This is a genomic window from Nocardia sp. NPDC002869 (assembly GCF_046764065.1).
Taxonomy (GTDB): Bacteria; Actinomycetota; Actinomycetes; order Mycobacteriales; family Mycobacteriaceae; genus Nocardia; species Nocardia rhamnosiphila.
This window is the reverse complement of the sequence record NZ_JBKOOL010000039.1, coordinates 1-26,359: the sequence shown is the minus strand read 5'-3', so window position 1 is coordinate 26,359 and position 26,359 is coordinate 1. Positions and strand designations below refer to the sequence as shown.

23 protein-coding genes and 1 pseudogene are annotated in these 26,359 nt (G+C 67.8%); 8 read left to right on the top strand and 16 right to left on the bottom strand.

Annotated features, from left to right (window positions below; translation table 11 throughout):
* Positions 1-36 precede the first annotated feature (36 nt).
* The 3 genes from ACLML9_RS10330 (at position 37) to ACLML9_RS10320 (ending at position 4,077) form a co-directional block, all read left to right on the top strand.
* Positions 37-1,212 (top strand): hypothetical protein, encoded by a 1,176-nt coding sequence (locus ACLML9_RS10330; protein ID WP_411945296.1) that lies wholly within the window; start codon positions 37-39, stop codon positions 1,210-1,212.
* A 123-nt stretch (positions 1,213-1,335) separates the two neighbouring features.
* Entirely contained in the window at positions 1,336-2,907 is a 1,572-nt protein-coding gene (locus ACLML9_RS10325; RefSeq protein ID WP_411945295.1) for a serine/threonine-protein kinase, read from the top strand.
* A gap of 171 nt (positions 2,908-3,078) precedes the next feature.
* Positions 3,079-4,077, top strand: coding sequence for a hypothetical protein (locus ACLML9_RS10320; RefSeq protein ID WP_411945294.1), 999 nt, complete (start codon positions 3,079-3,081; stop codon positions 4,075-4,077).
* An 81-nt stretch (positions 4,078-4,158) separates the two neighbouring features.
* Here the strand turns inward: ACLML9_RS10320 and ACLML9_RS10315 are convergent, their stop codons facing one another.
* From ACLML9_RS10315 to eccCa, 4 genes are all read right to left on the bottom strand, one after another.
* A complete protein-coding gene (locus tag ACLML9_RS10315) occupies positions 4,159-4,446 on the bottom strand; it encodes a WXG100 family type VII secretion target (RefSeq protein WP_063127920.1) in 288 nt (95 codons plus the stop codon).
* 37 nt (positions 4,447-4,483) lie between these two features.
* Complete coding sequence (locus ACLML9_RS10310; protein WP_411945293.1) at positions 4,484-4,819, bottom strand: WXG100 family type VII secretion target; 336 nt, start codon at positions 4,817-4,819, stop codon at positions 4,484-4,486.
* Positions 4,820-4,950: 131 nt separating this feature from the next.
* Positions 4,951-6,408, bottom strand: coding sequence for a type VII secretion-associated protein (locus ACLML9_RS10305; protein WP_411945292.1), 1,458 nt, complete (start codon positions 6,406-6,408; stop codon positions 4,951-4,953).
* Positions 6,390-10,421 carry a type VII secretion protein EccCa gene (eccCa, locus tag ACLML9_RS10300; RefSeq protein WP_411945291.1) on the bottom strand — a complete coding sequence of 1,344 codons (4,032 nt, stop codon included), beginning with the start codon at positions 10,419-10,421 and terminating at the stop codon, positions 6,390-6,392. Before eccCa ends, ACLML9_RS10305 begins: the two co-directional genes overlap by 19 nt.
* A 172-nt stretch (positions 10,422-10,593) precedes the next feature.
* Here eccCa and eccD point away from each other — a divergent pair, with 172 nt between their 5' ends.
* Positions 10,594-12,060 carry a type VII secretion integral membrane protein EccD gene (eccD, locus tag ACLML9_RS10295; RefSeq protein ID WP_411945290.1) on the top strand — a complete coding sequence of 489 codons (1,467 nt, stop codon included), beginning with the start codon at positions 10,594-10,596 and terminating at the stop codon, positions 12,058-12,060.
* Complete coding sequence (gene mycP, locus ACLML9_RS10290) at positions 12,057-13,466, top strand: type VII secretion-associated serine protease mycosin (RefSeq protein WP_411945289.1); 1,410 nt, start codon at positions 12,057-12,059, stop codon at positions 13,464-13,466. The genes eccD and mycP overlap by 4 nt, the downstream gene beginning before the upstream one ends.
* A gap of 255 nt (positions 13,467-13,721) precedes the next feature.
* On the opposite strand, the gene eccB is transcribed toward mycP, so the two are convergent.
* Positions 13,722-15,194, bottom strand: a complete 1,473-nt coding sequence (gene eccB / locus ACLML9_RS10285) for a type VII secretion protein EccB (protein ID WP_411945288.1) — start codon at positions 15,192-15,194, stop codon at positions 13,722-13,724.
* Between the two features lie 110 nt (positions 15,195-15,304).
* Between eccB and eccE the strand changes: the two genes are divergently transcribed.
* Positions 15,305-16,984, top strand: coding sequence for a type VII secretion protein EccE (gene eccE / locus ACLML9_RS10280; RefSeq protein ID WP_411945287.1), 1,680 nt, complete (start codon positions 15,305-15,307; stop codon positions 16,982-16,984).
* A gap of 234 nt (positions 16,985-17,218) precedes the next feature.
* On the opposite strand, the gene ACLML9_RS10275 is transcribed toward eccE, so the two are convergent.
* Together ACLML9_RS10275 and ACLML9_RS10270 are read right to left on the bottom strand one after the other, a co-directional pair.
* Positions 17,219-17,779 (bottom strand): NADPH-dependent FMN reductase, encoded by a 561-nt coding sequence (locus ACLML9_RS10275; protein WP_411945286.1) that lies wholly within the window; start codon positions 17,777-17,779, stop codon positions 17,219-17,221.
* Between the two features lie 43 nt (positions 17,780-17,822).
* Positions 17,823-18,632 carry an S-methyl-5'-thioadenosine phosphorylase gene (locus ACLML9_RS10270; RefSeq protein ID WP_411945285.1) on the bottom strand — a complete coding sequence of 270 codons (810 nt, stop codon included), beginning with the start codon at positions 18,630-18,632 and terminating at the stop codon, positions 17,823-17,825.
* 127 nt (positions 18,633-18,759) lie between these two features.
* Here ACLML9_RS10270 and ACLML9_RS10265 point away from each other — a divergent pair, with 127 nt between their 5' ends.
* Positions 18,760-19,113: a metal-sensitive transcriptional regulator gene (locus tag ACLML9_RS10265; RefSeq protein WP_030522607.1), complete on the top strand. Its 354-nt coding sequence runs from the start codon at positions 18,760-18,762 to the stop codon at positions 19,111-19,113.
* A 45-nt stretch (positions 19,114-19,158) separates the two neighbouring features.
* Here the strand turns inward: ACLML9_RS10265 and ACLML9_RS10260 are convergent, their stop codons facing one another.
* From ACLML9_RS10260 to infA, 9 genes are all read right to left on the bottom strand, one after another.
* Positions 19,159-19,986, bottom strand: a complete 828-nt coding sequence (locus ACLML9_RS10260; protein WP_411945284.1) for an LLM class F420-dependent oxidoreductase — start codon at positions 19,984-19,986, stop codon at positions 19,159-19,161.
* Between the two features lie 145 nt (positions 19,987-20,131).
* The gene (truA, locus tag ACLML9_RS10255; protein ID WP_411945307.1) at positions 20,132-20,965 is read right to left on the bottom strand and encodes a tRNA pseudouridine(38-40) synthase TruA; all 834 of its coding nucleotides are present in this window, start codon (positions 20,963-20,965) and stop codon (positions 20,132-20,134) included.
* 225 nt (positions 20,966-21,190) lie between these two features.
* Entirely contained in the window at positions 21,191-21,709 is a 519-nt protein-coding gene (gene rplQ, locus ACLML9_RS10250) for a 50S ribosomal protein L17 (protein WP_411945283.1), read from the bottom strand.
* Between the two features lie 49 nt (positions 21,710-21,758).
* Positions 21,759-22,817, bottom strand: coding sequence for a DNA-directed RNA polymerase subunit alpha (locus ACLML9_RS10245; RefSeq protein WP_411945282.1), 1,059 nt, complete (start codon positions 22,815-22,817; stop codon positions 21,759-21,761).
* A gap of 99 nt (positions 22,818-22,916) precedes the next feature.
* Positions 22,917-23,522, bottom strand: a complete 606-nt coding sequence (gene rpsD / locus ACLML9_RS10240; RefSeq protein ID WP_030522612.1) for a 30S ribosomal protein S4 — start codon at positions 23,520-23,522, stop codon at positions 22,917-22,919.
* 22 nt (positions 23,523-23,544) lie between these two features.
* A complete protein-coding gene (gene rpsK, locus ACLML9_RS10235; protein WP_030522613.1) occupies positions 23,545-23,958 on the bottom strand; it encodes a 30S ribosomal protein S11 in 414 nt (137 codons plus the stop codon).
* 10 nt (positions 23,959-23,968) lie between these two features.
* Positions 23,969-24,340, bottom strand: a complete 372-nt coding sequence (gene rpsM, locus ACLML9_RS10230; protein ID WP_030522614.1) for a 30S ribosomal protein S13 — start codon at positions 24,338-24,340, stop codon at positions 23,969-23,971.
* Between the two features lie 191 nt (positions 24,341-24,531).
* On the bottom strand, positions 24,532-24,645 hold the full coding sequence (gene rpmJ, locus ACLML9_RS10225; protein ID WP_025347279.1) for a 50S ribosomal protein L36: 114 nt from the start codon (positions 24,643-24,645) through the stop codon (positions 24,532-24,534).
* 106 nt (positions 24,646-24,751) lie between these two features.
* The gene (gene infA / locus ACLML9_RS10220; protein ID WP_003418601.1) at positions 24,752-24,973 is read right to left on the bottom strand and encodes a translation initiation factor IF-1; all 222 of its coding nucleotides are present in this window, start codon (positions 24,971-24,973) and stop codon (positions 24,752-24,754) included.
* Between the two features lie 317 nt (positions 24,974-25,290).
* Between infA and ACLML9_RS10215 the strand changes: the two are divergent.
* Positions 25,291-26,359: pseudogene (locus ACLML9_RS10215) on the top strand (hypothetical protein); the annotation flags it as partial.

Genomic DNA, 26,359 nt, shown 5'->3' with positions numbered 1-26,359 from the left:
GCCGGTCGTAGCCGTGTAAAAGTTCTGAGATATGTGGTGACGGCGCTCGTGTCGGCCGTGGCCGTGGTGACCACCGCGTGCGCGCACACCGTACCGGGTCACGCCGGGCCCGGGATGGCGCCGGTTGCCACCGCCGAGCTGGATCATGGCCTGCTCCCTACCGAGCCGTCGACCTTCGAGATGGAGATCAGTACCTCCGCAGATGTCTACTCCCTCGAATCGCGTCGCATGCTCGGATACCTGATTTCGCCCTACCGGGTGGATCCGGAATTCCGGTATCTACAGGACACCGAACTGATCGCCGCGGGCACATCTCCGACGCCGAACCTTCTGCCCACCGAGTTCGAGCCGATTGCCGAGAAGAACTCCTTCGTGTCCGGAGTCGTGACCGCGCGCGCGAACAACAACCCCCGCACCGAAAAGCGGCTCGCCCTGGCCGTTCTGCGGTTCGGAAACGACGACTACGCCCGGATTGCCGCGACCGAGTACAACACGGCGATGGACGTGCTGATCCCCGGACGTCAGCGAATCGATCTCACCGGCTACAGCGAGGCCCACGCCGCGCTCGCGCCCAGCCGTGACCGGGCACAGCTCTTCGCGGCCACAGGCCCCTTCGTGGTGGTCGCCGCCATGTCGGCGCCCGCGAGTGAAGCCGAACTGGCGGGCGAGCGGTTCAAAAAGCTGCTCGACCTGCAATTCGACGCATTGAAGGGCCTGACGCCCACACCACCCGACGATATGCTCGACCTGCCCACGGACCCGGACGGCATCATGAGTATGACGCTGCCCGGCGAATTCCAGGGAAGTGCCGCCTTCAGCGAACTACTCGGCGCCTACAGCCCCTCGGCATACCTGCACATGGAACCCGACGCCGAGGCGATCCACGACTACGAGGCCTTCGGCGTGGACCTCGTCGCTCGCAACAACGCGACCGTCTACCGGACCGCGGGGCTGTCGCAGGCCTTCGCCTTACAGACCGCGCTCACCCGCCCCGGCAGATACGACGAGCAGATCGACGGACCACCTGGTCTCGGCGACGCCCGCTGTATCCAGCGCGACTACTACACCGCACTGTTCCAGACGTTCTTCTGTGTGGTCGTCTATGACCGCTACGTGGCGTTGGTCGATGACACCGGCCTCGGCAACCTGCCTTCCCCGGAACTCCACCAGGGCCTGGCCGCCCAGTACGCCATTCTCGCGAACAGCGGCTGACCACCATGAGCGAGAGCGCTGTGGCCGCAGTGCCGAGGGTCGCGATGTAGGGCAGGATCAATTCGACCGCACCGGAGCAACAATCGCTCACCACGGGCCGGTCGGGGCAAGAGGAGGAAACCAATGGCGTTGCCGCCCGGTGCCGTTGTCGGGGGCTACCGCATAGTGGGAGTCCTGGGTAGTGGCGGGATGGGGTCGGTATATCTGGGCCGGCACCCCACCCTGCCGCGCCGGGACGCGATCAAGATCCTCAGCGAGGACCTCTCCGGCGACCCGGAATTCCGCGCACGCTTCGAGCGCGAGGGCAGCCTCGCCGCCGGACTGGACCATCCGAATATCGTCACGGTGTACAACCGCGGCGAGGAGGACGGCCGCCTGTGGATCGCGATGAAATACGTGCCGGGTACCGATGCCTCCGAAGAGGCGGGCAAGGGCCCGGGTGTCATGACGCCGCCGCGCGCCCTGCACATCATTTCCGAGGTCGGGAAGGGGCTGGATTACGCCCACCGGCGCCGACTGTTGCATCGGGACATCAAACCGGCCAATTTCCTGCTGTCCGACTCCCCGGACGACGATCACGAACGAGTGCTGCTGACCGATTTCGGTGTCGCGAAGTCCGCCGAGGACGGCCAGGACCTGACGGCGACCGGAAAGTTCATGGCCACCGTGGCGTACGCCTCGCCGGAACAGTTACTCGGGCGGCAGCTCGACCACCGCTCCGATATCTACAGCCTGGGATGCTCGTTCTTCCGGCTCCTCACCGGGCAGAACCCGTACCCGTCCACCGTGCCGGCCGTTGTGATGATGGGCCATGTCAACGAACCGCCGCCGAGAATTTCCGCCGTGCGCGGCGATCTCCCGCCCGCGCTCGATCAGGTATTCGCCCGGGTACTGGCGAAGAATCCGCAGGACCGCTACCCGACCTGCCGCGAGTTCGTCGCGGACGCGGAAGCCGCGATGCGTGGGCCGAACTCGCACCGTGCCCCTGGCCCAGGCCATGAGTTCGTATCAGCGGGCGGTGCGGGTTCGGGACCGTTGTACACCGGCGGATACGTCTCTACCACGGATACACCACCCCGGCCCGGGCAGGAGGAGATAACGACGCGGCCACGCACCGGTTATGCCGCCACCGGTACCCGGCCGGCCGCCGGTAAGCGGGGACTGCGCCGGGTCGTCGTTTCCGCCGCGGTAGCCGTCGTCGCGATACTCGCGATCGCCGCCGGCGTCTATGCCATCTCCAGCGGTGGATCGGGATCTTCGGCGGGGCCGGACCTGGCCGCGGTCCGATCGGATCATCCGGAATTCACCGGCAAGACGGTTGCTGCCTTCAATTACGGGAATTCGATGTTTTCCGCGGTATTGGACGGCTCGCCGCAGGCCGACTTCCTCCGCGATATCGGCTTCCGGTACAGCGACGAGTACGTACCGCTCCGGAACGAGACATCGCCTCGGGACCTGGCGCCGACGAGCTTCTCCCTGCCGAAGACCCTGGATGTCATCGTCGTGACCCGGTCCGACAGTGTCGCCGGAAACGGCGGCCTCGGGGGCCTACCGAATCAGTTCCTGAACTCTTCGGCGAAAATCGTTGTAGTCGACGATATAAACACGGTGCAGGCCTTCCAGGTGTGGACCGGCCAGTCCGCGGCCACGCTGGTCGACAAATTGGTCCCGTCCATTTCGGCCGTAGTGGACTGACGTAAAGGGGGATCCCGGGTGCCGACTTCGAAGCGCCTTTCGAGTGCGGTGTGCACGGTGGCGATCATTGTCGCCGCCGGCTGCGGACACGACACCGGAAACCGCTCCGCCGTAGACACTTCCGCACTCCAGCCCGGCAACTACCGGACAGCACCGCGCACGGCAGCAGAGGTGCGAACACCCGAAAACGTCGATATCCAGGAGGCACTGCGCCTCGCGGAGTTCGTTCCCTTGATCATGGACACCGACCCCCGGCTGGTCTTCGGCCGGGTCGGATACCAGCGCAAGATGTACACCCGGCTCGAACCCCCTGAGCTGACGGACAATTTCGCCGCGGAGGTACCCGGTTTCCGGGTCGGATGGGAAACCGCCGGGCAGCGGCGCGCGGAGCAGACACTGGGCCGATCCGTCGAACTCACGGTGCTCCGGTTCGCCGAGCCCGCACAGGCAGCCCACGCCGCAAAGTATCTGTCCGACCGGGCGTGGACCGGCCGCTATCCACCGGTGGCCACGATCGTGATACCCGGCTATGCCGACGCGTTCGGCCAGGTGGGCCAATACAACTCGGTATCCACCTGGGCCGCGCGCGGCGAATTTCTTGTGAAAACCTATATCGGGCCCGGCGTGGATATACCGCCCGATCACGCCGCACTGGCCGAGCTGACCCGGGCGGTGCTGGACAGGCAATTCGAGCGGCTACGGGAATACCGGCCGACCTCTCCCGAAAAGCTGCCGGAGCTGCCCGTCGATACCGGCGACATCCTTCGTCACGCATTGCCCGCCGAAGAAGGGGAAAGCGAGGCGGTGATGAGCCCCGCGGTCTCTCTGCACTTCTCGGAACGCCCCGACCTGACGAAACGGGCGATCGAAGACGCACAGGTCGACCTGGTGATGCGGGGCGAAACCGAAATCTATCGCGCGGGCGATGCGGCGGCCGCCGAGCGATTCGCGGCCTACCTGGACTCCCGGCTCGACCCGGCGTACGAAACAATCGACGCGCCACCGGGCATGCCCGGTGCCCACTGCACAGAGAATCCGGAGGAAATAGGCTCCCTCCGATGTGTCTTCAGAAACGGTCGATACACCGTTCTCGTCGACGGAACCGATCAGATCCAGCAGTTACATCAGAAGACCGCGGCGCAGTATCTACTGCTGGATGATCTGACCTGAGACAAAGAAAACGATTGTGCCTCGAGAATCGATCTCGGGGCACAATCGTTGTTTCGAGCTGCATCCGGTCGGCCTATCGAATCAGGCCCAGCGCGACGCATTCAGTTTATCGGTGGTCGTCATATCGATGGCGCCGTCTTCGACGATCTTGGCAAGACGCTCCATGATGTCGAGCAGGCCGTTGTGCGCCTCGTCCCACCGGGCCTGCTTGAGGCGGTAGGCCTCCTGCGCACCGGATTCCCACTCGGCGGCCAGCGCGTTGACGTAGCCCTGAAGCTCGTCGTGGGTTTCGGTCAACCGGCCCTTCGATGTACGGAGGTCGCCGGTCATCGCCATCAACTGGGCTTCCGAATACTTCATCTGCGACATAGCAATAACTCCTAAGACTCTCGTGAACCGACGGCGTTCAGATATTCAGGCTGGAGCCGAGTTCGGCCGAGGCACCGAGCGAATTCAAGCGATCCTGGTTCGCCTGTTCGGTGGCCGTGTACCCTTTGCCGTTTTCACGGATGAGGGTCCCGATCTCCGCGAGGACGTCGTGCAGCTTGCGGGACTGCGAATCGTAATCGTCCATGACCTTGCGGAAGGTGGCGGCGGCAGAACCTTCCCAGTTCCCCGCCGAACCGGCAACAATGTTACGGACGTTGCCGAGTTCGGTCTGCAGCTGCGAATTCACGTTCTCGACGTGTTTGGCAGCTGTCTCCATTGCCGCTACGTCGGTAGTGACGTTGGGGTTCGCCACGGTATCTCCTTACTCGAGTTCGGATCCGGACCCCCTGCGTCCGCAAACGGTCCGAACTTGCCTTCATGATGATTGGACGCGATCCCCGCCCAATCGGTTCCATAGGATTTCGGAAAACGTCCCGACCGGAGTCATGGAGTGACATCCAGCGAGTTCGCGAGGTCTTCACAGATAGGTGTGATCGAGTCCTGCCCCCCTGTCCGATACTGGCACCCGATACTGATCTGGATGCTGTGCTCGACGATAACATGCCAGTCAACGGTCGATCCGTCCTCTGGATGCTCGGAATAGGCCAGTCCGGGACGGCCGGCGAAGACCACGTCGCGGCGGATCGCGGACACCGAACCCGCTGGGCGACGGGCGATCTGCGCTTCCAGATCGGCGGCGATGCGTTCGTATCCGACATCGGCTGTCACAGGCTGCTGGGTCACCGTGATCCGGGCGCGCAGACCGGTCTCGGGTACCAGTTCCAGACGCTCATCGGAGCCGGCCGACGGGTCCTGGGCCCGCCATCCGTCCGGGATCGTGAGACGGAGAGCACCGAAGGTCACCGGGTCCGGATCGGGTGCGGTGTCGCCGGTGTCCCCGCTGTCCGGGACAGGGGTGGTGGACGGCGCGGCGGCCACGACATCGGAGCCACCGCCGGATATCCGGGCGATACCGATACCGGCGGCCACCAGGACGGCGACGACGAGTAGGGCCGCGACACCGAGATAGAGCGGGGTCCGGGAGCGGGGTGGCCGGGTGGCGGCGGCCCGTTCCCGCAGGGGCTGTAGCCATTCGGTCTCGGCGGCGGCCGGAGGCAGGGCGGGGCGGTGATCGCCCGGATCGGTACGGGGCACCCGCACCAGGTCCGTACCGGCCACCACCACCAACTCGGCGTTACCGCAGCGGTCGGCGACCACCGCACCGATCCGCTCCAGGAAGCCGGCGTCGGTGCGGCCCACCACTAGCACCGAACTCACCTGGCAGCCGTGCAGCAGCCGTTCGAGCAGCGCGTCGAAACCGGCGCGGCCGTCGTCGTCCGCCGCGATCTCGGCGGCGGCCAGTACCGGCTCGTGTTCGCAGTATTCGAGCCGCGGACCGCCCTCCGCCGGAACCACCGTGGACGCGGTGGTCGACAGCGGCCCGAATTCGAGGACCACGGTGCGCACATCGCGTAGCCGCCGCCCGGCGGCGACCGCCCGGACGGCGACCGTCTCCAACGTCACGTGACCGCTGTGGCGCCGGGCCGCGGACGCCAGGACGGTCAGCCGATGCGGGTCCCATTCGGTCGGGTGGACGACGGTGAGCCGCTCACAGGGTGTCGGTAAACGCAACTGGGTGAGCGTATGACCGAAGACCGCGCTCAATGCTTCCTCGGGCGTCGGCATACCCGGGTCGTAGGCGATGCGGTCGGCCGTGACCAACTGCACCGGCGACACCGCGATGGAGGGCGGGGCCAGCGACTCGCCCACCACCAGACTGCGGCCGTCACCGGTGGGCACAACCGAAGGGATCAGATCGGTATGGGTGTTCGCGCTCCACGCCCACAGCCGTGTCTCGGTCAGCGCGATCTCGGCCACCGGCATTACTGCGCCGGCATCCACGATGTCTGGATGAGGTCGTTACCCGAACGCCCGACCAGGGTGCCGCGGCCCGGCGGCATGGCACTGGGCCGCACGTTCCCGAGCAGACCGCCCTCTTCCCGGCTGCCGCTCATGATCAGACCCGGCGTGGCCAAATCGCGCATCCGGGAGATCACCGGCTCGTACATGGCCCGGCCCGCGCCGCCGGAGCGACGCGCAATGATCAGATGCAGGCCGATGTCCTTGGCGTGCGCAAGGTAATCGACGATCTGCGCGAGCGGGTTGCCACTGGATCCGCTGGAGACCAGGTCGTAGTCGTCGACGATCACGAACAGATCCGGTCCGGTCCACCAGGAGCGGTCGCGCAGCTCCTGCGGGGTGACGTTCGGGCCGGGCATCCGGGACCGCAAGAGGGCGGCGAGGTCACGCATATTCGTGGTCAGGCCCTCGGCGCCGGTCGCGTAGGCGGCCAGGCGGTCCTGGTCGAAATAGCCGAGCATAGTGCGCCGGAAATCGACCAGGATGAGCGCCGCCTTGTCGCGCGCATTGGATTCGACGACGCCGCTGACGATATTGCGCAGCAGCGTCGACTTCCCGCATTCGGTATCGCCGAAGATCAGGAAGTGCGGGTTGTCGTCGAAATTGAGGAAAACCGGCGCGAGCTCGGATTCGTTGATACCGATGGGAATCGCGACATTGCGCCGGTCCGCCGGGCCCTGCCAGGGTCCGATCGCCCGTACGAACTGTTCCCGGTCGAGCTGTTCGGGCAGCATCCGGACCTGCGGTGCGGGGCGTCCGGGAGTCGCCTGCTGCAGGCGCGCGACCGCGTCGGCGACGCCGCGACCGATGTCCTCCGCTTCGGAGGATCCGTCCACCCGGGGCAGCGCGGTGAGCATGTGCAGGCTTTCGGGAGTCATACCGCGACCCGGCCGGCCCTGCGGAACCAGCGCCGCGACCTTGCGGCCGAATTCGGAATCGGCCGGATCGCCGAGGCGCAGTTCCAACCGGGTGCCGATCTGGTCCTTGAGCTGCGGCCGGGCCTCCATCCAGCGCGAGAGCGCGATCACGACGTGCACGCCGTAGGACAGGCCCTGGACCGCGAGGTTCATGATCGCCTGTTCCAGGGGCTCGAAATCCTGGCGGATCGAGCCGAAACCGTCTATTACCAGGAAGACGTCGCCGAAGGGGTCCTCGTGGGCGCCGGTGGCGGCCTGGCTGCTCGCCGGATCGCCGGCGCGCAGGCGGCGGAACTCCGACATCGACTCGATGCCGAGCTGACGGAAGCGCAGTTCGCGAGTGCGCACGATGGTGGTCATCTCGGCGATGGTGCGGCGGACCTTGTCGTGGTCCAACCGGCCGGCCACCGAACCGACGTGCGGCAGGCCCTCGAGACTGGCGAGGGTGCCACCGCCGAAGTCCAGGCAGTAGAACTGCACCTGTTCGGCGGTATGGGTCAGCGACATCGCCATGATCAGCGTGCGCAGCATGGTCGATTTACCCGACTGCGGGCCACCGACCACGGCCACATTGCCGCGTGCACCGGACAGATCCACGACCAGAGGATCGCGCCGCTGGTCGTAGGGACGGTCGACGATACCGATCGGCGCGCGCAGACCGGCGTGCGCGTTGTACTCGCCGGTGAGAATCGAGCGCGGGACGAGTTCGTCCAGCGGCGGGGCGGCGTCCAGCGGCGGCAACCAGATCTCGTGGGCGGGCCGGCCGTGGCCGCGGATCCGGGCCACCAGCATGCCGATATTGGAGATCTGTTCGCCGTCCTCGATCAGCGGCTCCGGGTCGTCGAGCGGTTCGGGGGACAGCGGTACCCGGTCCGCCGCCCGGAATTCGACATGTTTGGCCAGGAACGGGCGGACGGTGATATCGATTTCGCCGGCCCGCGTCGCCACCGCGATATCGCGCTGCGGCCCGCCACCCACATACGCGCCGGAGACGTAGGAGGCCTGGAATCGCTGGATCTCGCCCGAATCCGATTTCAGATAGCCACCGCCGGGATTGTTGGGGAGGTTGTAGGCGTCCGGGACGCCGAGTACCTGGCGGGATTCGTTGGCGGAGAAGGTCTTCAGGCCGATGCGGTAGGAGAGATGCGATTCCAGGCCCTTGAGCTTGCCCTCTTCCAGCCGCTGCGAGGCGAGCAGCAGATGGACGTGCAGCGAGCGGCCCAGGCGGCCGATCATCACGAACAGTTCCGCGAAATCGGGGTGCTGGGTGAGCAGTTCGGAGAACTCGTCGAGAACCACGAACAGCGCGGGCAGCGGGTCGAGATCGGCCCCGGCGGCGCGGGCCTTCTCGTATTCGGAGACATTCGCGAAGTTACCGGCCTGGCGCAACACTTCCTGGCGGCGGTTCATCTCGCCGGCCAGGGCATCGCGCATACGGTCGACGAGGTCGGCTTCCTCTTCCAGGTTGGTGATGACGGCCGCGACGTGCGGCACCCCGTCGAGGCCGAGGAAGGTCGCGCCACCCTTGAAGTCGACCAGGACCAGGTTCAGCTGGTCCGGTGAATGAGTGGCCAGCAGACTGAGCACCAGGGTGCGCAGGAATTCGGATTTACCGGAACCGGTGGCGCCGATGCACAGACCGTGCGGACCCATCCCGGATTCGGCGGCTTCCTTGATATCCAGGACGACGGGCAGCCCATCGGCGCCGACGCCGAACGGAACCCGCAACCGCTCCCGGCCGTAGCGGGGCCGCCACGCGCTCTCGGGATTGAAGGAACCGATATCGCCCAGACCCATCAGTTGCGCCCAGGTGTTGATGGTCTCCCCTTCGGTGACCTCGACATCGCTGCTGCGCTGGGTGGCCGCGCGGTACGGGGCGAGGCGGCGGGCCACCTGCTGGGCCTGTTCCCGGCTGATCCGGTCGATGACCGCGAAACGCTCCTGGTTTCCGGTGGCGCCGCGGCCCAGGCATTCACCGTTTCGGATGGTCAGGCCGATTCCGCGCGATACCGCCAGGCGCGGCGCATAGCCGCACAGGTCGATGACGGTGACGCCCTCGTAACCGGATTCGCGCAGCTGATCCTCTTCGGCTTCGAGCAGACCGCCGTCCACCACGATCACCACGTGCACCATGGCGGAATTGGTGGGCTGGTTACGGGAGTAGCGGACCCGGTTGCCGAGGATCGGGGCGAGGCCGGTCATCATCTCGCGGATCGAGCCGAAGAACATGCGCTGGGTGCCGACGCCGTCCTGGGCGTCCGGGTGCTGGGTGTGCGGCAGCCATTTGGTCCATTCCCATTCCGCACCGGTGTCGGGACCGCAGACGATCGCGGTGAGCACTTGGTCCGGGCCGTGGAACATGGCCAGCTGCACCAGCATTGCGCGCACCATGTCCCGGGCCTGGGCCCGGTCGCCGTCGAGGGCGATGGTGGCGAAACCCTTCACCGCGATGGCGGTGGGCAGATCGGGCACCGTGGAGTGCGCGCGGACGAAACGGCGCAGCGAGACCGCGGCGATCGGTTCGAGCTCCTCCACCGGCCCGGTTTCCGGGGCGACCAGGCGGGTGGCCAGACGCTGCCCGCCGATGCCGATGCGGACGTGGCAGAAGTCCTTGTCGCTGGGCCGGCGCTCCCACATCCGGGAGGTGCCCGCGAGCATCCAGACCAGGCCCGGCTCCGGATGGCTCCACTCCACCGCGGCCCGCTGCTCGGCCGCCGTGACCCCGACATCCTTGCGGACCTGGTCGAGATAGCGCAGATAGTCCTTGCGGTCCTCGTTGGCCTCGGCCGCCTTGGCGCCCTTACCATTGCCCTGGCCGGCGAACATCCCGACCATCGAGACCATCATCATCATCGGGAACATCAGCGACATCGGGTTCGACGCGATACCACCACCCTGGGTGAACATCAGTGCCATCATCCCGACCATGCCGATGATCATCACGACCGGCATGAGCTTGCCCAGCAGATTTCCCGGTGTCACCCGGGGGATCTCAGGGGGCGGCTGCAGGGTGACCTCGCCGCCCGGTGTCCGTGGAACCTCCCGGCGCGCACGCCGCTGAAAACGGACAGTGGTCATCGAACGAGATCCCCCTTGTGGCCATGCGATGTTCGGGCTCAGTGTAGAGGCAAGCACGAACATGTCGTACAGTTCGACCTGCATTCTGCTGGCCGGAACGGGGGCACGCAACCCGCGATCTCCTGGGAGAATGCGGAAAACGAGCAGGGTAGCGAACCAACTTGGGGGAAGCGTGACGCATGCGCGACTGGACCATATGGAGGAAGATTCCTCGCGGGGGATAGTCCGCGCACCGGATCTCACCAGGGTCACCATTCTGGCCAAACACACCCAGGTCGATATGGCCATTCCGGTCGATGTTCCGGTCGCACTGGTGATCCCGAGTGTGGTCGATATGATCGCCGCGCACAGCAGAACCAACGACTTCGACAACCAGGGCGAACGCTACGAACCCGCGGACTGGGTACTGGCCCGGATCGGCCAGCCACCCCTGTCGAATTCACTCAGCCTCGGCGAACAGGGTGTGCGTGACGGCGAACTGCTGATGCTGGAGAATTCGGCCCACACCGCGCCGACCCCGCTCTTCGACGACATCATGTACAACGTCGCCGTCGCCGACTCCGAACATTTCCGCGGCTGGAATCCGAATACCGCGCGGATCACCGGATCGGTGCTGGCGGTGCTCACCATGCTGGCGGGTAGCACCGCACTGCTGGCGTCGCCGGACGCGATGCCCGGCTGGATCACCGGAACGATCGCGCTGGGTGTGGCGGTGCTGCTGGTGGTCGCGGCGATGATCCTCAGCCGGGTCTACGGCGATCCGAAGACCTCGCTGGTACTCGGCGGCTGCGCACTGCCGCCGGCGTTCACCGGCGGCATGCTGATCGTGCCGGATCACTACGACTGGTCCCATATGCTGCTCGGTTCCACACTGCTCGGAGCCACTGCGATTCTGGCCTGGCGGGTCACCGGTGTGGGACTGGGGCTGTTCATCGGGGCGGGCACGGTAGCGCTGTTCGCGGTGCCCTCCGCGCTGGTCGGCCTGCTCACCGAGCAGCCGATGAAGGCCGTCGGCGCGGTGGTCGCGGCCCTGGGCCTCGCCGCGCTGTCGCTGGCCCCGCGGATCTCCATGATGCTGGCGAAACTGCCGCTGCCGCCGGTGCCCTCTCCCGGTACCCCGATCGATCCGACCGAAGACGATCCCGACGATCACCGGGCGCTGCCCACTCTCGGCGCCCTGCACGCGAAATCGGCTCGGGCGCGGACCTATCTGAGCGGGCTGGTCTCGGCGACCACGCTGGTCACGGTGGTCGGCACACTGGTGGCGACCGATCCCGCCGGTGGCGGGTTCTTCTGGCAGGGCATCGCGCTCGCGCTGGTGTGCGCGGCGGTCCTGATGTTCCGCAGCCGCACCTACGCCGGCGCCGAACAGGCCGTGATCCTGATCGCGGGCGGCGCGGCCATCCTGCTGGCCATGCTGGTGGGGATGGCGTTCGTGGCCGATCTGCCGCTGGCCGCGTTCGGGGTCGCCTTGGTCATGCTGATCGCCGCGCTCGTCCTCGGCATCATCGTCCCCAACCAGACGGCCACTCCGCCCATGCGGCGGGCCGCGGAACTGATCGAATACGGCTTCGTGGCCGCGGTGCTGCCGCTCGTGTTCTGGGTGACCGACCTCTACTCCCTCGTCCGCGGGCTGTGAACCGGGGGGTCCGCGCCGCGGCGGTGGCCGCGGTGCTCGGGGTGAGCGCGACGCTCGGACTCGGGTCTCCGGTGGCGTATGCCGACCGGCCCGCACCCGTCGATCCCGGTCAACTACCGGCCGGTGATCCGGCGAAACCCTCGCAGGCCACCGAGCGCAAGGCGAATACCGCCTGCAACAGCACCGTTTCCGGCGGCGACGGCCCGACCGTGCCACCCGCGCAGGCCGCCCTCGACCTGCCGCGAGCGTGGCAGTTCTCCGAAGGAGCCGGGCAGGTCGTCGCGGTGATCGATACGGGCGTCGCCCGCCACCCCAGGCTGCCCGGGCTACGCGCCGGCGGCGACTTCGTGGCCAACAGTGGTGACGGCACCGAGGATTGCGACGCGCACGGGACCATCGTGGCCGGCATCATCGGAGCGAGCCGGGCTCCCGGGGAGGGCTTCTCCGGAGTGGCGCCGGCGGCGACGATTCTCACGATCCGCCAGACGAGCGACAAGTACGTCAAAGCGGGCAGCAATGCCACCAAAACGCCGGAAGACCTCTCCAAAGAGGGCTACGGCAATGTCGCCACCATGGCGCAGGCCGTCCGCCGGGCCGCCGATATGGGCGCCACCGTCATCAATATCTCCGAGGTCGCGTGCAGTGCCGGCCCGATCTCCGATGCCTCGCTCGGTGCCGCGCTCGACTACGCCGTCCACCAGAAGAACGTGGTCGTGGTGGCCTCGGCCGGTAACACCGACAACGACAGTTGTAAGGGCAACACCGGCATCCAGGACCCGTTGGACCCCGCGGCCGACCCGTGGAGCAACGCGACCGTCAACGTGACGCCCGCGCGCTACGACGATCTGGTGCTCTCGGTCGGCTCGATCGACGCGAACGGCGCCCCCTCGGAGTTCACCGTCCCGGGCCCCTGGCTCAGTGTCGCCGCACCGGGTGAGAACATCGTCTCCCTCGACGTGCACAGTGGCGGTGTCATCAACGGGACGGTCAATGCCCAGGGCGGCCAGCAGACCATCAACGGCACCAGTTTCGCGGCCCCCTATGTCTCCGGCGTGGTCGCGCTGGTGCGCTCCCGCTTTCCCGAATTGTCCGCTGCCGAGGTGATGAAACGGATCCAGGCGACCGCGCACGCGCCGGCCGAGGGCTGGAACCCGTATGTGGGCTACGGCGCGATCGACCCGATCGCCGCGTTGACCAACGAGGTGCCCGACGAACTACGGCCCAAGCAGCCGAATCCGGCGATCAGCAAGCAGCTCGCGATCCCGGCGCCTCCCACTCCACCGGACCATACCGCCCGCAATGTGGCGCTGATCGGCAGCGGGATCATCGGCGGTGGCCTGGTTCTCGGCTATCTCGCCTCGTTCCCCACCCGCCGCCGCTTCGGCGTCGGCGAAGACGACGCCTGAACCTCTTCACGCCGGCCGCTGCGGCAGGTATATCGCCGGTGCGGTGATCGCCCCGGCCCGAGCTCATCCGGAGGATGCGTTCGACGTTCCGGTGACGCCGGCCCAGGGGAACAGGGCGACGGGCATGGGGAACAGCATGCCCGGGCGGTCTGCGTGGGCGGCCGATTCGACGGTCAGGTGGCGGATCCGCGCAGGCCGCCGGTGTTACCGCGGCCCGGATCACTCGGCGGCAATATCACCCCCGCGGGCAGGTGATCACTTTCCCGTGGCGACCGGCTGTGCGGCCGGTGACGGATCCGGCGCGACCCCGTCGTGTGCGACCAGCGCTTCTTCCCGGCCCAGGCTCGGCCCGGAGGCCAGCAGTCCGACGATGGGCCAGGGCGCGGGCTCGGCCTTCTCCGGCATACCCAGCGCCTTCGCGGCGTCGGCGTTCTTGATGCCGTACCGCACACCGGTATCGGCAATGTAGAAGATGCTGTCCTTGCGGCTGCTGTCCGGTTCTATCCCGGTGGTCTGCACGTAGGCGCCGGTACCCGGCGCCAGGTAGGCGGCGTCGACGTTCTGGCCCGACCCGTCGGCCTGGGCGAGCGGCACCAGTTTCGCGCTGTCCGACATCGGCAGGCCGACCCCTGTCAGGACCTGCAATTCGGCCTTGGTGCCGGTGTTCTCACCGGCCTCCGGGATCGGTTTCCACGACAGGCAGCTCACCGGATGGTCCTTGGGTTCGAGCACGGCCGGGGCCGTCCGCGGGTAGTCGCCCACCCGCAGGGCCGCCGAAACCGGAGCATCCGTGCGTTCGCGCTGGTCGATGGTGTCGTCACCCGGAGTCTGCGGGTTGGAGTTACGAATGATCTCCCCGGTGAGGGCCGAGATGGGCTGCAGCCCATCGGCGAGCACGACGTGGTACTCGGTCCCGGAGGTGCCGACCTGCACGACATCACCGATACGGTGGCCGCTGACCTCGAACCCGGTGGGAGTGGCGCCGGCATCGGCGATATCGGGCCGGACAATGGCCTGCACTTCCGGTATCGCGTTGATCAGGCCCTCGCTCACCGGACGTGGGGTGGCACCGGTGATTTTCAGGGCGTCGGTGACCGCGCGGTCGGCCATATCTATGCGCGCGCGTTTCTTGTCGTAGACCAGATAGGTGTGGTCTTCCCCCTGCACCAGCAACGCCTTGTCCGCGCCCATCGTTGCGGCTTTCGCGCCGAGCTCGAGGTCGCCGGCCAGGACCGAGGTCGTCCGGTCCTGGCTGCCGTCGATCTTCATCTCGTCGCAGATCGTCCACTGGCGGCCGGTACCGGCGGAATCGAAGTGGATCGAGCCGGGTGCCCCGGGGATACCGATCAGCGGACCTCGGGCCTTCTTACCGATCTCGGCTTCCTTCACGATCGACGCGGCCGGGGCCTCACCCGCGGCCAGCCGGGCCGACGCCAGGTTCAACGCGGGGTGCACCACATCGTTGATCACCACATAGACGGCGCCGGATTCCTTGCCGATCAGGATTTTGTTCTGGTCGATCTTGTCCTGCGGGCGGAGCAGAGCCAGCACACCACAGCCGGCGAGGACCACCACCGCCAGGACCAGGCCCACGACATAGGCGCGTACCTGAGAACGCATGGGATCGTGGAGCATTCGCACGTCCCGCCGCACCAGCGCATGTTCCATCCGACGGACCAGGAAGTTGTAACCGCTGATCTGCCACCTGGTTGTGGGCTTTGAAGGCATCGTCTTCCCCCGAACTGTGCTGGTGCTCGCCGAACACAGTACAGTTCGCGAGGACGTAGTTCAGCTCGGCCGCCGATAATCGGCCGACACCGGGTACCTGGGGGACTCTGATGGCCGTTGCAGCCGCAGTGGGGCGCAGGCGCAGCCTGCTTTTCGGGCGTATCTCCATGCGCAATCTGCTCATCGCACAGGTATTCGCGCTCGTCGCGGGCACGGTCACCTTGATCACCGGAGTGAACCCGTGGATCGCGCTGGGAGTCGCGGTCGTCGTCGGAGGCATTCCGCTCGTCCCGGTCGGCCGCCGGGTCCTGCTGGATTGGGTCGGCACCTGGTGGAACTACCGGGCCCACCGTGAATACCGGATCGGGGACAGCAGCGATTTCCGCGGACCCGACGACCGGTCGCTGGGCCTGTACTGGGACGAGAGCCGCGTGGTCGCGGTCGTCGAGGTGCTGCCGCCGCGCGGCGGGCTCACCCGTATCGACCGCACCGCGGTGCACGCCTCCCATCTGCTGCCGATGGCGGAACTGGCGACCTGCCTCGCCCAGCACGACATCCTGCTCAGCGGTATCGACATCATCAGCCACGGCCACCGCAGCCGCTCCGGTACCCCGGCCGGCGCCATCTACGAATCACTGTTGGGGCCACTGCCCGCCACCGCGTATCGCACGGTCTGGCTGGCCATCGGGTTCGATATGGTCGACTGCCCCGGAGCGGCGAACCGGCGCGGCGGCGGCGACGAGGGCGCGGCGCGCGCGGTCACCATCGCGACCCAGCGCATCGTGCGGACGCTGGAAGACGCGGGGTGCGGTTCGCGGGTGCTGACCGCCTCGGAGATCCGGGCGGCCGTCCGGCAGGTGCTGCACGGGGCCGACGCACGCGAGCTGACCCACCGGTGGCGGTACGCCGAACTCGGCAACAGTGTCAACATCGGGTCCGCGATCGATCCGAAACAGCTGGGCTCGGAGATCCTTTCGCAGCTGTGGGTGGCCGAATCCCGGGGCACCACGGTCACCGTCCGGCTGCGTCCCGGCAGTACGGCCGATACCGTGCACGTCGGCGCGGCCTGGCGGTCCACTCTCCGGGAACTCCCCGAGAAGACCGCGTCCAAGGGCATGGTCTCGATGAACGGCCGGCACCGCGACGGGCTGCTCGCGCAGCTGCCGATCGGTATCCCCGATGTCGAGGATGTCGTCCCCACCGCCGAGTACCCGATCGATGTGCTGGACGCGCTGGCGCTGCCGTCGTCGGGCTGTGGACAGCTGATCGGGTCGGACGACGAGGGCAACGGTGTGGCACTGCGGCTCGTCGGCGCCGGTATCTCGTCGGTGTACGTGGCGGGCGAACTGTATCTCGCGCAGCAGCTGGTGTTCCGCGCGCTGGCCGTCGGTGAACGGATCCTGGTGCGTACCGACCGCCCCCAGGCCTGGTATCAGCTGATCGAGACGATCGGCAATCCGGAACGGTTGATGCTGGCCGTCGAAATGCACCAGTCCGATGCCATGTTCACCGCGACCGTGGTCGACGGTGTCCTGGCTCCCGCGCCGCACGCCGGTATCACCACGATCTATGTGACCGGCGACCCGATGGGCTGGCCGGCCACCAAACCCGATCTGTCGATCCAGCAACCCGGCGCGATCGGTAACCGGGTCGTTGTCCGTACCGCGACCACCCAGATCCCGCTGAACCTGGTCTCCATCCCCCGGGAGCACACCTACATCGGCGAACCCCGGACCCGGCAGCCCGCGCCCCAGGGCCACCCGGCGGCCCACCAGCCTCAGCACCGCTGACACGTCCCGGCACCACACCGGCCTTGCGGTCGCACCACCCGCTCGTCCCACCGTCGACCCGCATCGATCCGCCGATGGTCGCCCGACCGTGCCGCCGGGTTCTCGGAGCCTGTATTCCCGGCCGGCCTGCCATCCGTTCACCTCCGCGAGTAGCGGCAGACGCCCGGCGCCGAGCCTTACGAGGCCCACAAGGGTCGACGGCCGTCCCCCGTACTCACCGGCTCCGCCGAGAACTCAGCCCGGATAAGGGTCGACGGCCCGCGCTCCACGCAGCACCCCACCCCACCAGGCGAGTTGGGTGAGCATCCGGTCCGCCGCGTCGATCGCGGCACCGTCGCCCGTGTCGCCCGCCGCGTCGAACTGTTTGCGCGCCCGGTGGAAGCTCACCGATTCACGTACCGAGACCATATGGATCTCGGCCACCACCTGGCGGAGTTGTTCCACCGCGCGCAAGCCACCCGAGAGGCCGCCGTAGGACACGAAACCCACCGGTTTGGCCCGCCATTCGTGTTTCGCGCTGTCGAAGGCGGTTTTCACCGAGGCCGGGTAGCCGTGGTTGTACTCCGAGGTCACCACGGCGAAAGCATCCGCGGCCGCGAGCCTTTCACGGAATCGTGCGGTCTCCGGGGTCTCGGTGAGATCGAGCGGCAGCGGGACGTCCAGCAGGTCGAGCACGCCGATATCGAATTCGGGCCGGGCCCGGGCCGTGCGCAGGAACCAGTCGGCGACCACGGGCGCGAAGCGTCCGGGCCGGACACTGGCGACGATCACCTCTAGTCGCAGGGGCGTATCCACCGGACGAGACTATCCCGCGGCCGCGCGGAGCCGCGGGATGGTTTCAGGGCAGTTCGAAGGGCAGCGCGACCCCGGCGTGGACCCGGCAGTGCTCGCAGGGCTCGGTATCGGCGACCGCGGCCACCGCGCTGTGGACGAGTTCCTTGAACGGCCCGATATTGCGTTCGAATTCGGCGAACACGTCGGCCGCGCGGACGCCTTCGCCCTCGGTGACCCCCGCGTCCAGATCGGTGACCAGCGCGATCGCCGCGTAACACATCTCCAGTTCGCGGGCGAGTACTGCCTCCGGATAGCCGGTCATATTGACCAGGTCCCAGCCCTGGGCGGCGAACCAGCGGCTCTCGGCGCGGGTGGAGAAGCGCGGTCCCTGGATGACGGCCATGGTGCCGTGCGGGTGGACGTGCACCGCGCTGTCGGCGGATTTCACCGCGGTCGCGCGCAGGTCGGCGCAGTAGGGATCGGCGAAGGAGACGTGGATGCCGTTACCGTCGAAATAGGTCTGCGGGCGGCCGGAGGTGCGGTCGACGAGTTGATCGGGGATGACCACGGCGCCCGGTCCCCAGTCGGGCCGCAGACTGCCGACCGCGCAGGGGGCGTAGATCCGGCGCACGCCGATCGAGCGCAGTGCCCACATATTGGCCTGGTAGGGCACGGTGTGCGGGGAGTACTCGTGCCGTGCTCCGTGCCGCGGGAGGAAAGCCACCGGGCGGCCGTCGACCTCCCCCACCGCGATCGGCGCGCTCGGGTCGCCGTAGGGGGTTCTCACCGTGACCGCGTCCGTGGCGCCGTCGAAGAAATCGTAGAATCCACTACCGCCGATGACGGCCAGCGCGGGCCGATCCTGGGAAGTCATGGTCTCGATTGTTCCGCGTAGCCGGCATGGGCGCACAGGCGAGGGCCCGTACCTGACAAGCCCGGACCGGAGATGTACCCTAGGGGGGTATGAACGGTCCTCTCGACCGGCGCAGAGGAGACAATCGGTGACTTCCACACCCACCACGGCGGGATCCGCCGACGAGACGGGGACCGGCCACACGTCCCACGATCACGCGAACCACGGCTACATCACCGCCAAGGACGACTACCTCAAGCGGTTGCGCCGGATCGAAGGACAGGCGCGCGGCCTGCAGCGGATGGTGGAGGAGGAGAAATACTGCATCGATATCCTCACCCAGGTCTCCGCGATGACCAAGGCCCTGCAGGCGGTCGCGATGGGGTTGCTGGAGGACCATATCAGCCACTGTGTGGTGGACGCGGCCGTCGCCGGCGGTCCGGATGCCGAGGCCAAGATCAAGGAAGCCACCGACGCGATCGCCCGGCTGGTTCGTTCCTGAGCGCTACGCCGGGTGGGCCCCCGCTCGGGCGGCCCACCCGCCGGGTCAGGACTGCTGGACGAGCAGTGGCGCCAGGGCGCGCAGCGTGGCCAGGTAGTCCTGGTCGAGAACCTGGAGGGCGAGGTGATCGGCGCCCGCCTCGATATGACGGCGGACCTGCGCCGCGACCTGGTCGGGCGACCCGTGCACGGCGAGCGCGTCGAGCAGGCGGTCGCTGCCCGGTGTGGCGATGTCCTCGTCGGTGAAGCCGAGACGCCGCAGGTTGGTGGTGTAGTTGCGCAGGCCGAGGTACATCTCGACCACGGTGCGACCGGTGGCGCGGGCGCTGTCGGGATCGGTGTCCACGACGAGCTTCTGTTCGGGCACCAGCAGCGCGTCACCGACGATCTCGCGGGCCTGCGCGGTGTGCTCCGGAGTCGTGAGGTAGGGCAGCGCGCCCGCGGTACGGTCCGCCGCCAGCTTCAGCACCTTCGGGCCGAGCGCGGCGAGCATCCGGCCGGAGACCGGGACCCGGGCCGCGTCCAGTTCGTCGAGGTATTCGACCAGTGCCTCGTAGGGGGAACGGTAGGGCTGGTTCGCCTCCGGGTGACCGCAGCCGATGCCGAGCACGAACCGGCCCGGGAACCGCTGCTCGATCCGATGGAAGGATTCGGCGGTTTCGGCGGCGGGCGCGGTCCAGATGTTGACGATGCTCGTGCCGACCTTCAGGCTCTCGGTGGACGCCAGCAGGTCCTCCACCACCGGGAGGTCGGCGCTCGGCGAGCCGCCGAGCCACAGGGCCCCATAGCCGAGTCGCTCGAGTTCCGCCGCCGCTTCCGGGGTGAACAGCTTGTAGAAGCGCCATACGCCGTATCTTCCGAGATCGATCGTCATAACTACCGCAACCTTGTCGTCGAGGGAACCTATTCCAGCCCCGACCCTAACCCGTCGTCCGGCTCGGCCCGGACCGCGAGGCCTACTCGGTGTGCGTGCCGCACACACACGCCTTCTGCCCGGCCCCGACGGTCGGCACGCGCGATCAGATACAGCAGTCTCCCGCAGGAACCGACCGCGTCTCCCGGGTCTGCGCGTTGCGGGCGGCCAGCTCCGGTTCCGCCGGGTAGTCGACCGCGACGAGGCTCAGCCCGTGCGCCGGCGCCACGGTCACCGAACTCGACCGGCTCCGCTCGGCCAACAGCCCCGCGACCCACTCCGGTGTCCGGCGGCCCTCCCCCACCGCGAGCACCGCGCCGACCAGGCTGCGCACCATCGACCAGCAGAAGGCGTCGGCGCTGACATAGGCCTCCAGCCGGTCCCCGTCCCGTACCCAGTCGTACCGTTGGAGTTCGCGAACGGTCGTCGCGCCCTCCCGGCGCCGGCAGAAGGCCGCGAAATCGTGCAGACCCAGCAGTGCGTGGGACGCCGCGCGCATGGCCGATACATCGACCGGGCGACAACCCACCACGCTGCGCGCGGCCAGCGGGTCGGCACCATAGGGCGCCGTGGTGAGACGGTAGATGTAGTGGCGGCGGACCGCCGAGAAGCGGGCGTCGAATTCGGCGGGCACGGCACGGACACCGGTGATCCGGACATCCTTGGGCAGGAATTTGGCCATCCGGTGCACGAGTTTGTCCCCGTCCACCTCCGCCGCGGTATCGAAATGTGCGACCTGCCCCTCGGCGTGCACCCCGGCGTCGGTGCGGCCGGCGACCGTCAACTGCACCGGTTCACGCAGCACCTTCCCCAGCGATTCCTCCAGCACACCCTGCACGGTCCGCAGACCGGGCTGGCGGGCCCAGCCGACGAACTCGGTGCCGTCGTAGGAGATATCCAGGCGGAACCGGGCGACCTCCGGCGGCGGTACCGGCGTGATCGCTGTTTTCCCGCGCGACCCGCTCGCGGACCCGGCCACCGTGGCGGACCCGCCGGCCGCCCGCGGGGCGGAACCGCGCGGGACCGAACCGGTCGTCGCGTATCCCGGCTCGTGTTCGCTCACCAGACCATCCTCCGGATACGGGACGAGCCCGCACGCCCGTAGTGGGCGGCGGGCTCGTCGACGAACCGGGAACCCGCGTCGCACGCGTCCCCGGCAGACGAATTACGCCTTGTCGTCGGCCTTCTCCGCGGCCTTGTCCTCGGCCGCGGCTTCCTCGGCCGGAGCCTCGGCGGCTTCGGCTTCGGTCTCGGCTTCGGGGGCCTTCTCCTCCGCCTTCTGCGACGCGGCGACCCGGCGGGCGCGATCGGCTTCGTTGGTCGCGGTCTGTTCCCGGACCAGCTCGATGATCGCCATCGGGGCGTTGTCTCCCTTACGCGGCAGGGTCTTGATGATCCGGGTGTAGCCGCCGTTGCGGCCCTCGAACGACGGACCGATCTCGGCGAAGAGATCGTGCACGACGTCCTTGTTCCGGATCACCCGGAGCACCTCGCGGCGGTCGGCCAGGGTGCCGGCCTTGGCCTTGGTGACCAGTTTCTCGGCGTAGGGGCGCAGCGCCTTGGCCTTGGCCTCGGTGGTCGTGATCCGACCGTGCTCGAAGAGCGCCGTGGCCAGATTGGCGAAGATCGCCTTCTGGTGCGACGCCGACCCGCCGAAGCGAGCACCCTTCTTGGGCTTGGGCATTGTGGGTTCTCCTTGGTAAAGGCCGTTTCGGGGCGCCTACCCCGGCGGCCTAGAGCTGTTCGGTTTCGGCGTAGTCCTGCTCGCCGCCGTCGTTATCGCTGAAAGTGCCGCTGTCGGACCAGGTTCCGGTGCTCGCGTCGTAGCCGACCACGCTGGACGGGTCGAAGGACGCGGGGCTGTCCTTGAGCGAAAGGCCCAGCGTGTGCAGCTTGACCTTGACCTCGTCGATGGACTTCTGGCCGAAGTTGCGGATATCCAGCAGATCCGATTCGGTCCGCGCCACCAGCTCGCCGACGGTGTGCACACCCTCGCGCTTCAGGCAGTTGTAGGAACGGACGGTGAGGTCCAGATCCTCGATCGGCAGCCCGAAGGAGGCGATGTGATCCGCCTCGGCCGGGGAGGGGCCGATCTCGATACCTTCGGCTTCGACGTTCAGCTCACGGGCCAGGCCGAACAGTTCGACCAGGGTCTTGCCCGCCGAGGCGAGCGCGTCCCGCGCGCTGATGGAGTTCTTGGTCTCCACGTCCAGGATGAGCCGGTCGAAGTCGGTGCGCTGCTCGACACGGGTGGCCTCGACCTTGTAGGTCACCTTGAGCACCGGCGAGTAGATCGAATCCACCGGGATCCGGCCGATTTCCGCACCGGTCGCCTTGTTCTGCACCGCCGGGACATAACCGCGACCACGCTCGACGACCAGCTCGATCTCGAGCTTGCCCTTGTCGTTCAGGGTGGCGATATGCATATCCGGGTTGTGCACGACCACACCCGACGGCGGCACGATGTCATCGGCGGTGACGGTCCCCGGGCCCTGCTTGCGCAGGTACATGGTGACCGGCTCGTCCTCTTCGGAGGACACGACCAGGCCCTTGAGGTTCAGGATGATGTCGGTGACATCCTCCTTCACACCGGGCACGGTGGTGAACTCGTGCAGAACGCCGTCGATGCGGATGCTGGTCACCGCGGCCCCCGGGATCGAGGACAGCAGGGTGCGCCGCAGCGAGTTACCGAGGGTGTACCCGAAGCCCGGCTCGAGCGGTTCGATGGTGAACTTCGACCGGTTGTCGGCGATGACCTCTTCGGTGAGGGTCGGACGCTGGGAAATCAGCATGGGATCAATCCTCCTGTTTTGGGCGCCCGCTATTTGACGCCTCGTCTAGGGGTTGTGCGGGCCGTCGCGGTTCGGCGACCCACACCAGCGGCGCAGCTGTTACTTCGAGTAGTACTCGACGATCAGCTGTTCCTGCAGCGGCACATCGATCTGCGCGCGTTCCGGCAGCGAGTGCACCAGGATGCGGAGCCGGCCCGGGATGACCTGGAGCCAGCCGGGGACCGGACGGTCACCGACGGTCTCCCGCGCCACCTGGAACGGCAGGGTCGCCAGCGACTTCTCCTTGACATCGATGATGTCGTACTGGGTGACCTGGAAAGAAGGAACGTTGACCTTCTTGTTGTTCACCAGGAAGTGGCCGTGGCTGACAAGCTGGCGGGCCTGGCGGCGGGTACGGGCCAGACCGGCGCGGTACACGACGTTGTCCAGCCGGGTCTCCAGCAGACGCAGCAGGTTGTCACCGGTCTTGCCCTTGAGGCGGTTGGCCTCTTCGTAGTACCGGCGGAACTGCCGCTCCATGACACCGTAGGAGAAGCGGGCCTTCTGCTTCTCCTGCAGCTGGAGCAGGTACTCGCTCTCCTTGATCCGCGCGCGGCCGTGCTGGCCGGGCGGGTAGGGGCGACGCTCGAAAGCCTGGTCACCGCCTACCAGGTCGACGCGCAGGCGACGCGATTTGCGGGTGATGGGTCCGGTGTAACGGGCCATTGTGCTCTACCTTCCTTCCCGCTTAGACGCGACGCCGCTTGGGCGGACGGCAGCCGTTGTGCGGCTGCGGAGTGACATCGGAGATGGTGCCCACTTCCAGGCCGGCGGCCTGCAGCGAACGGATCGCGGTCTCGCGGCCCGAACCCGGGCCCTTGACGAACACGTCGACCTTCTTCACACCGTTCTCCTGCGCCTTGCGGGCCGCGTTCTCGGCGGCCAGCTGCGCGGCGAACGGGGTCGACTTGCGCGAACCCTTGAACCCGACATGACCCGACGACGCCCAGGAGATGACGTTGCCGGAAGGATCGGTGATGGACACGATCGTGTTGTTGAACGTGCTCTTGATATGCGCGTGACCGTGCGGGACGTTCTTCTTTTCCCTGCGGCGCGACTTCTGGCTCTTCTTCGGGCCTGAGGCCCGGGACTTCGGAGGCATCGCTTATCCCCTACTTCTTCTTGCCGGCGACGGTGCGCTTCGGGCCCTTGCGGGTGCGCGCGTTGGTCTTGGTGCGCTGGCCGTGGACCGGGAGGCCACGACGGTGACGCAGGCCCTGGTAGCAGCCGATCTCGATCTTGCGACGGATATCGGCCTGGACCTCACGACGCAGGTCACCTTCGACCTTGAGGGACGAGCCCTCGATGTAGTCACGCAGCTGCGTGACCTGCTCGTCGGTGAGATCCTTCGAGCGCAGGTCCGGGCTGACGCCCGTCGCGGCCAGGATCTCCTTGGAGCGGGTACGACCGACGCCGTAGATGTAGGTCAGTGCGATCTCCATGCGCTTCTCGCGCGGGAGGTCGACGCCCATGAGACGTGCCATCTGGCAGTTTCCTTAACTGTTGCGGAGGTCTGCTCCCTGTCCGTCCCCTCGTCTGGTGGGGCCCCGGCCTCCGTTCCGGGGGTAGGCACGCACACCTTCCGGGTCACCCCGGAAAAATCCTCAGTGTGCGGCTGGAGCTGGGAGGTCTTCTGCGTGCCAGTCCGAACCGCGTTCGGTGCTCAGGCCCGGTGTCAGCCCTGCCGCTGCTTGTGCCGCAGGTTGTCGCAGATCACCATGACCCGGCCGTTACGCCGGATCACCTTGCACTTCTCGCAGATCTTCTTGACGCTCGGCTGAACCTTCACGTCCGTCCAATCTTTCGTAGCGGCCCACACCTACGGGTGTGGACACAGTTGACCCCGGTCGGGTACGACCGGGGAAATCTCGGGGAGCGAGCCGGGGCCCACTCGTTCACTTGTAGCGGTAGACGATCCGACCGCGGGACAGGTCGTACGGCGACAGCTCGACGACGACCCGGTCCTCCGGCAGGATGCGGATGTAGTGCTGACGCATCTTGCCGCTGATATGCGCGAGGACCTTGTGCCCGTTCTCGAGCTCGATCCGGAACATCGCATTCGGCAACGGCTCGACAACCCGCCCCTCGACCTCGATGGCCCCGTCTTTCTTCGCCATATCCTCCGCGATCCCGGTTACACTCAACCTGGTCTGATTGCCCTGGTACTGCCCGCGGGACCGGCCGGCGCACACCGGTGCGACCGCCGGAACGGCACACCGTGTACAACGGCGAACACGACAACCGATCGCACACGAACAGGCGGCGCTTTGATACACCGCCTGGTCAGCTTACCGGTAGGGATGTGATCGGGCAAAAAGGGGTACTCTCCGCGAGGCGCGTCACACCCCGGACCCGGCTCCCCGGCACTGAGTGCAAGGGTGGTTGTCGCGTAAACTGGCCGCAGTCCGAGGTCGACCACTCCAGGAGGGGACCGGTGAGCCGCAGCAACGACGGCCTCCCCATGCTGCCGCCATGGCTGGCCGATACCGAGGTCACCGGGGTCGGCGAGGGGAATTTCCGCAACTACGAGCCCCCGCCGGTCCAGAATCTGCCCCAGGACGAGGTCATTCCCGAAACCCCCGAACCACCGGACGGCTTCTTCGCCCGCCGCGGCCGCGGCGAGGACCGTGCCGCCGAGAGCGACAAGAAAAAGGGTAAGGGCTGGTTCCGGAACAAGAACAAGGACCAGCCGTCACTCGAGGAACGCGTCGGGGAGCTCCTCCCGAACAACAGCGGCCCCCGCCCCGCCCAGCGCAACAATTGGGCCGAGGCGACCGGCCGGCACGAGTGGGCCACGCCCCGGCCGGAGGGCGCCGAATCGGCACGCCATGCCGGCGCCGACCCGTCCCAGCAGGCCGAGCAGGGCACGCCGGCGCCGTATCCGCCCGCCGACCGGCCCGACGTGCCGGCTCCGCCCGCACCCGGCCCGGGACCGCAGTGGGGCCCGGACGGCGCGCCGGCGCCCACGGCGGCACCGAATGCTTTCCGTGCCCCGGCGACCGATCCACCGGAGCAGCCGGGCGAGCCGGCGCCGGAGTTCGACCGGTTGCGCCCGCACCATCCGATCCCGCCGCAGCCGGCGCCCGAGCCGCGGCCCACCGGCGCGGACGAGTGGGCCGCCGGCGCGGCCGGACCCGCCGCTCCGGCCCCCACCCCACCGCCGCTGCTACCGCCGCTGCCGGATCCACCCGCCGACACTTCACGCCCCGACGAGGGGCCGGCGCCGCAGCAGCCGTTGCGGCGCCTTCCCGATCTGCCGCCGTCTCCTTCCGAGGCCACGGCCGACGCGGGTACCGCCGACGAGCCGGCGCCTTCCGCCGAATCGTCCGCGCCCGCTTCCCCCGGTCCGGCCGATGCGCCGGTGCCCGCCCCGGATTCGTTCACGGCGCCCGATACCTTCACCGCTCCGGAACCCTCCCCCGCACCGGAGGCCGCCCCGGCACCGGAGCCTTACCCGACGCCGGATCCCTTCCGGGCTCCGGAGAGCACCGCCCCGCCGGCAC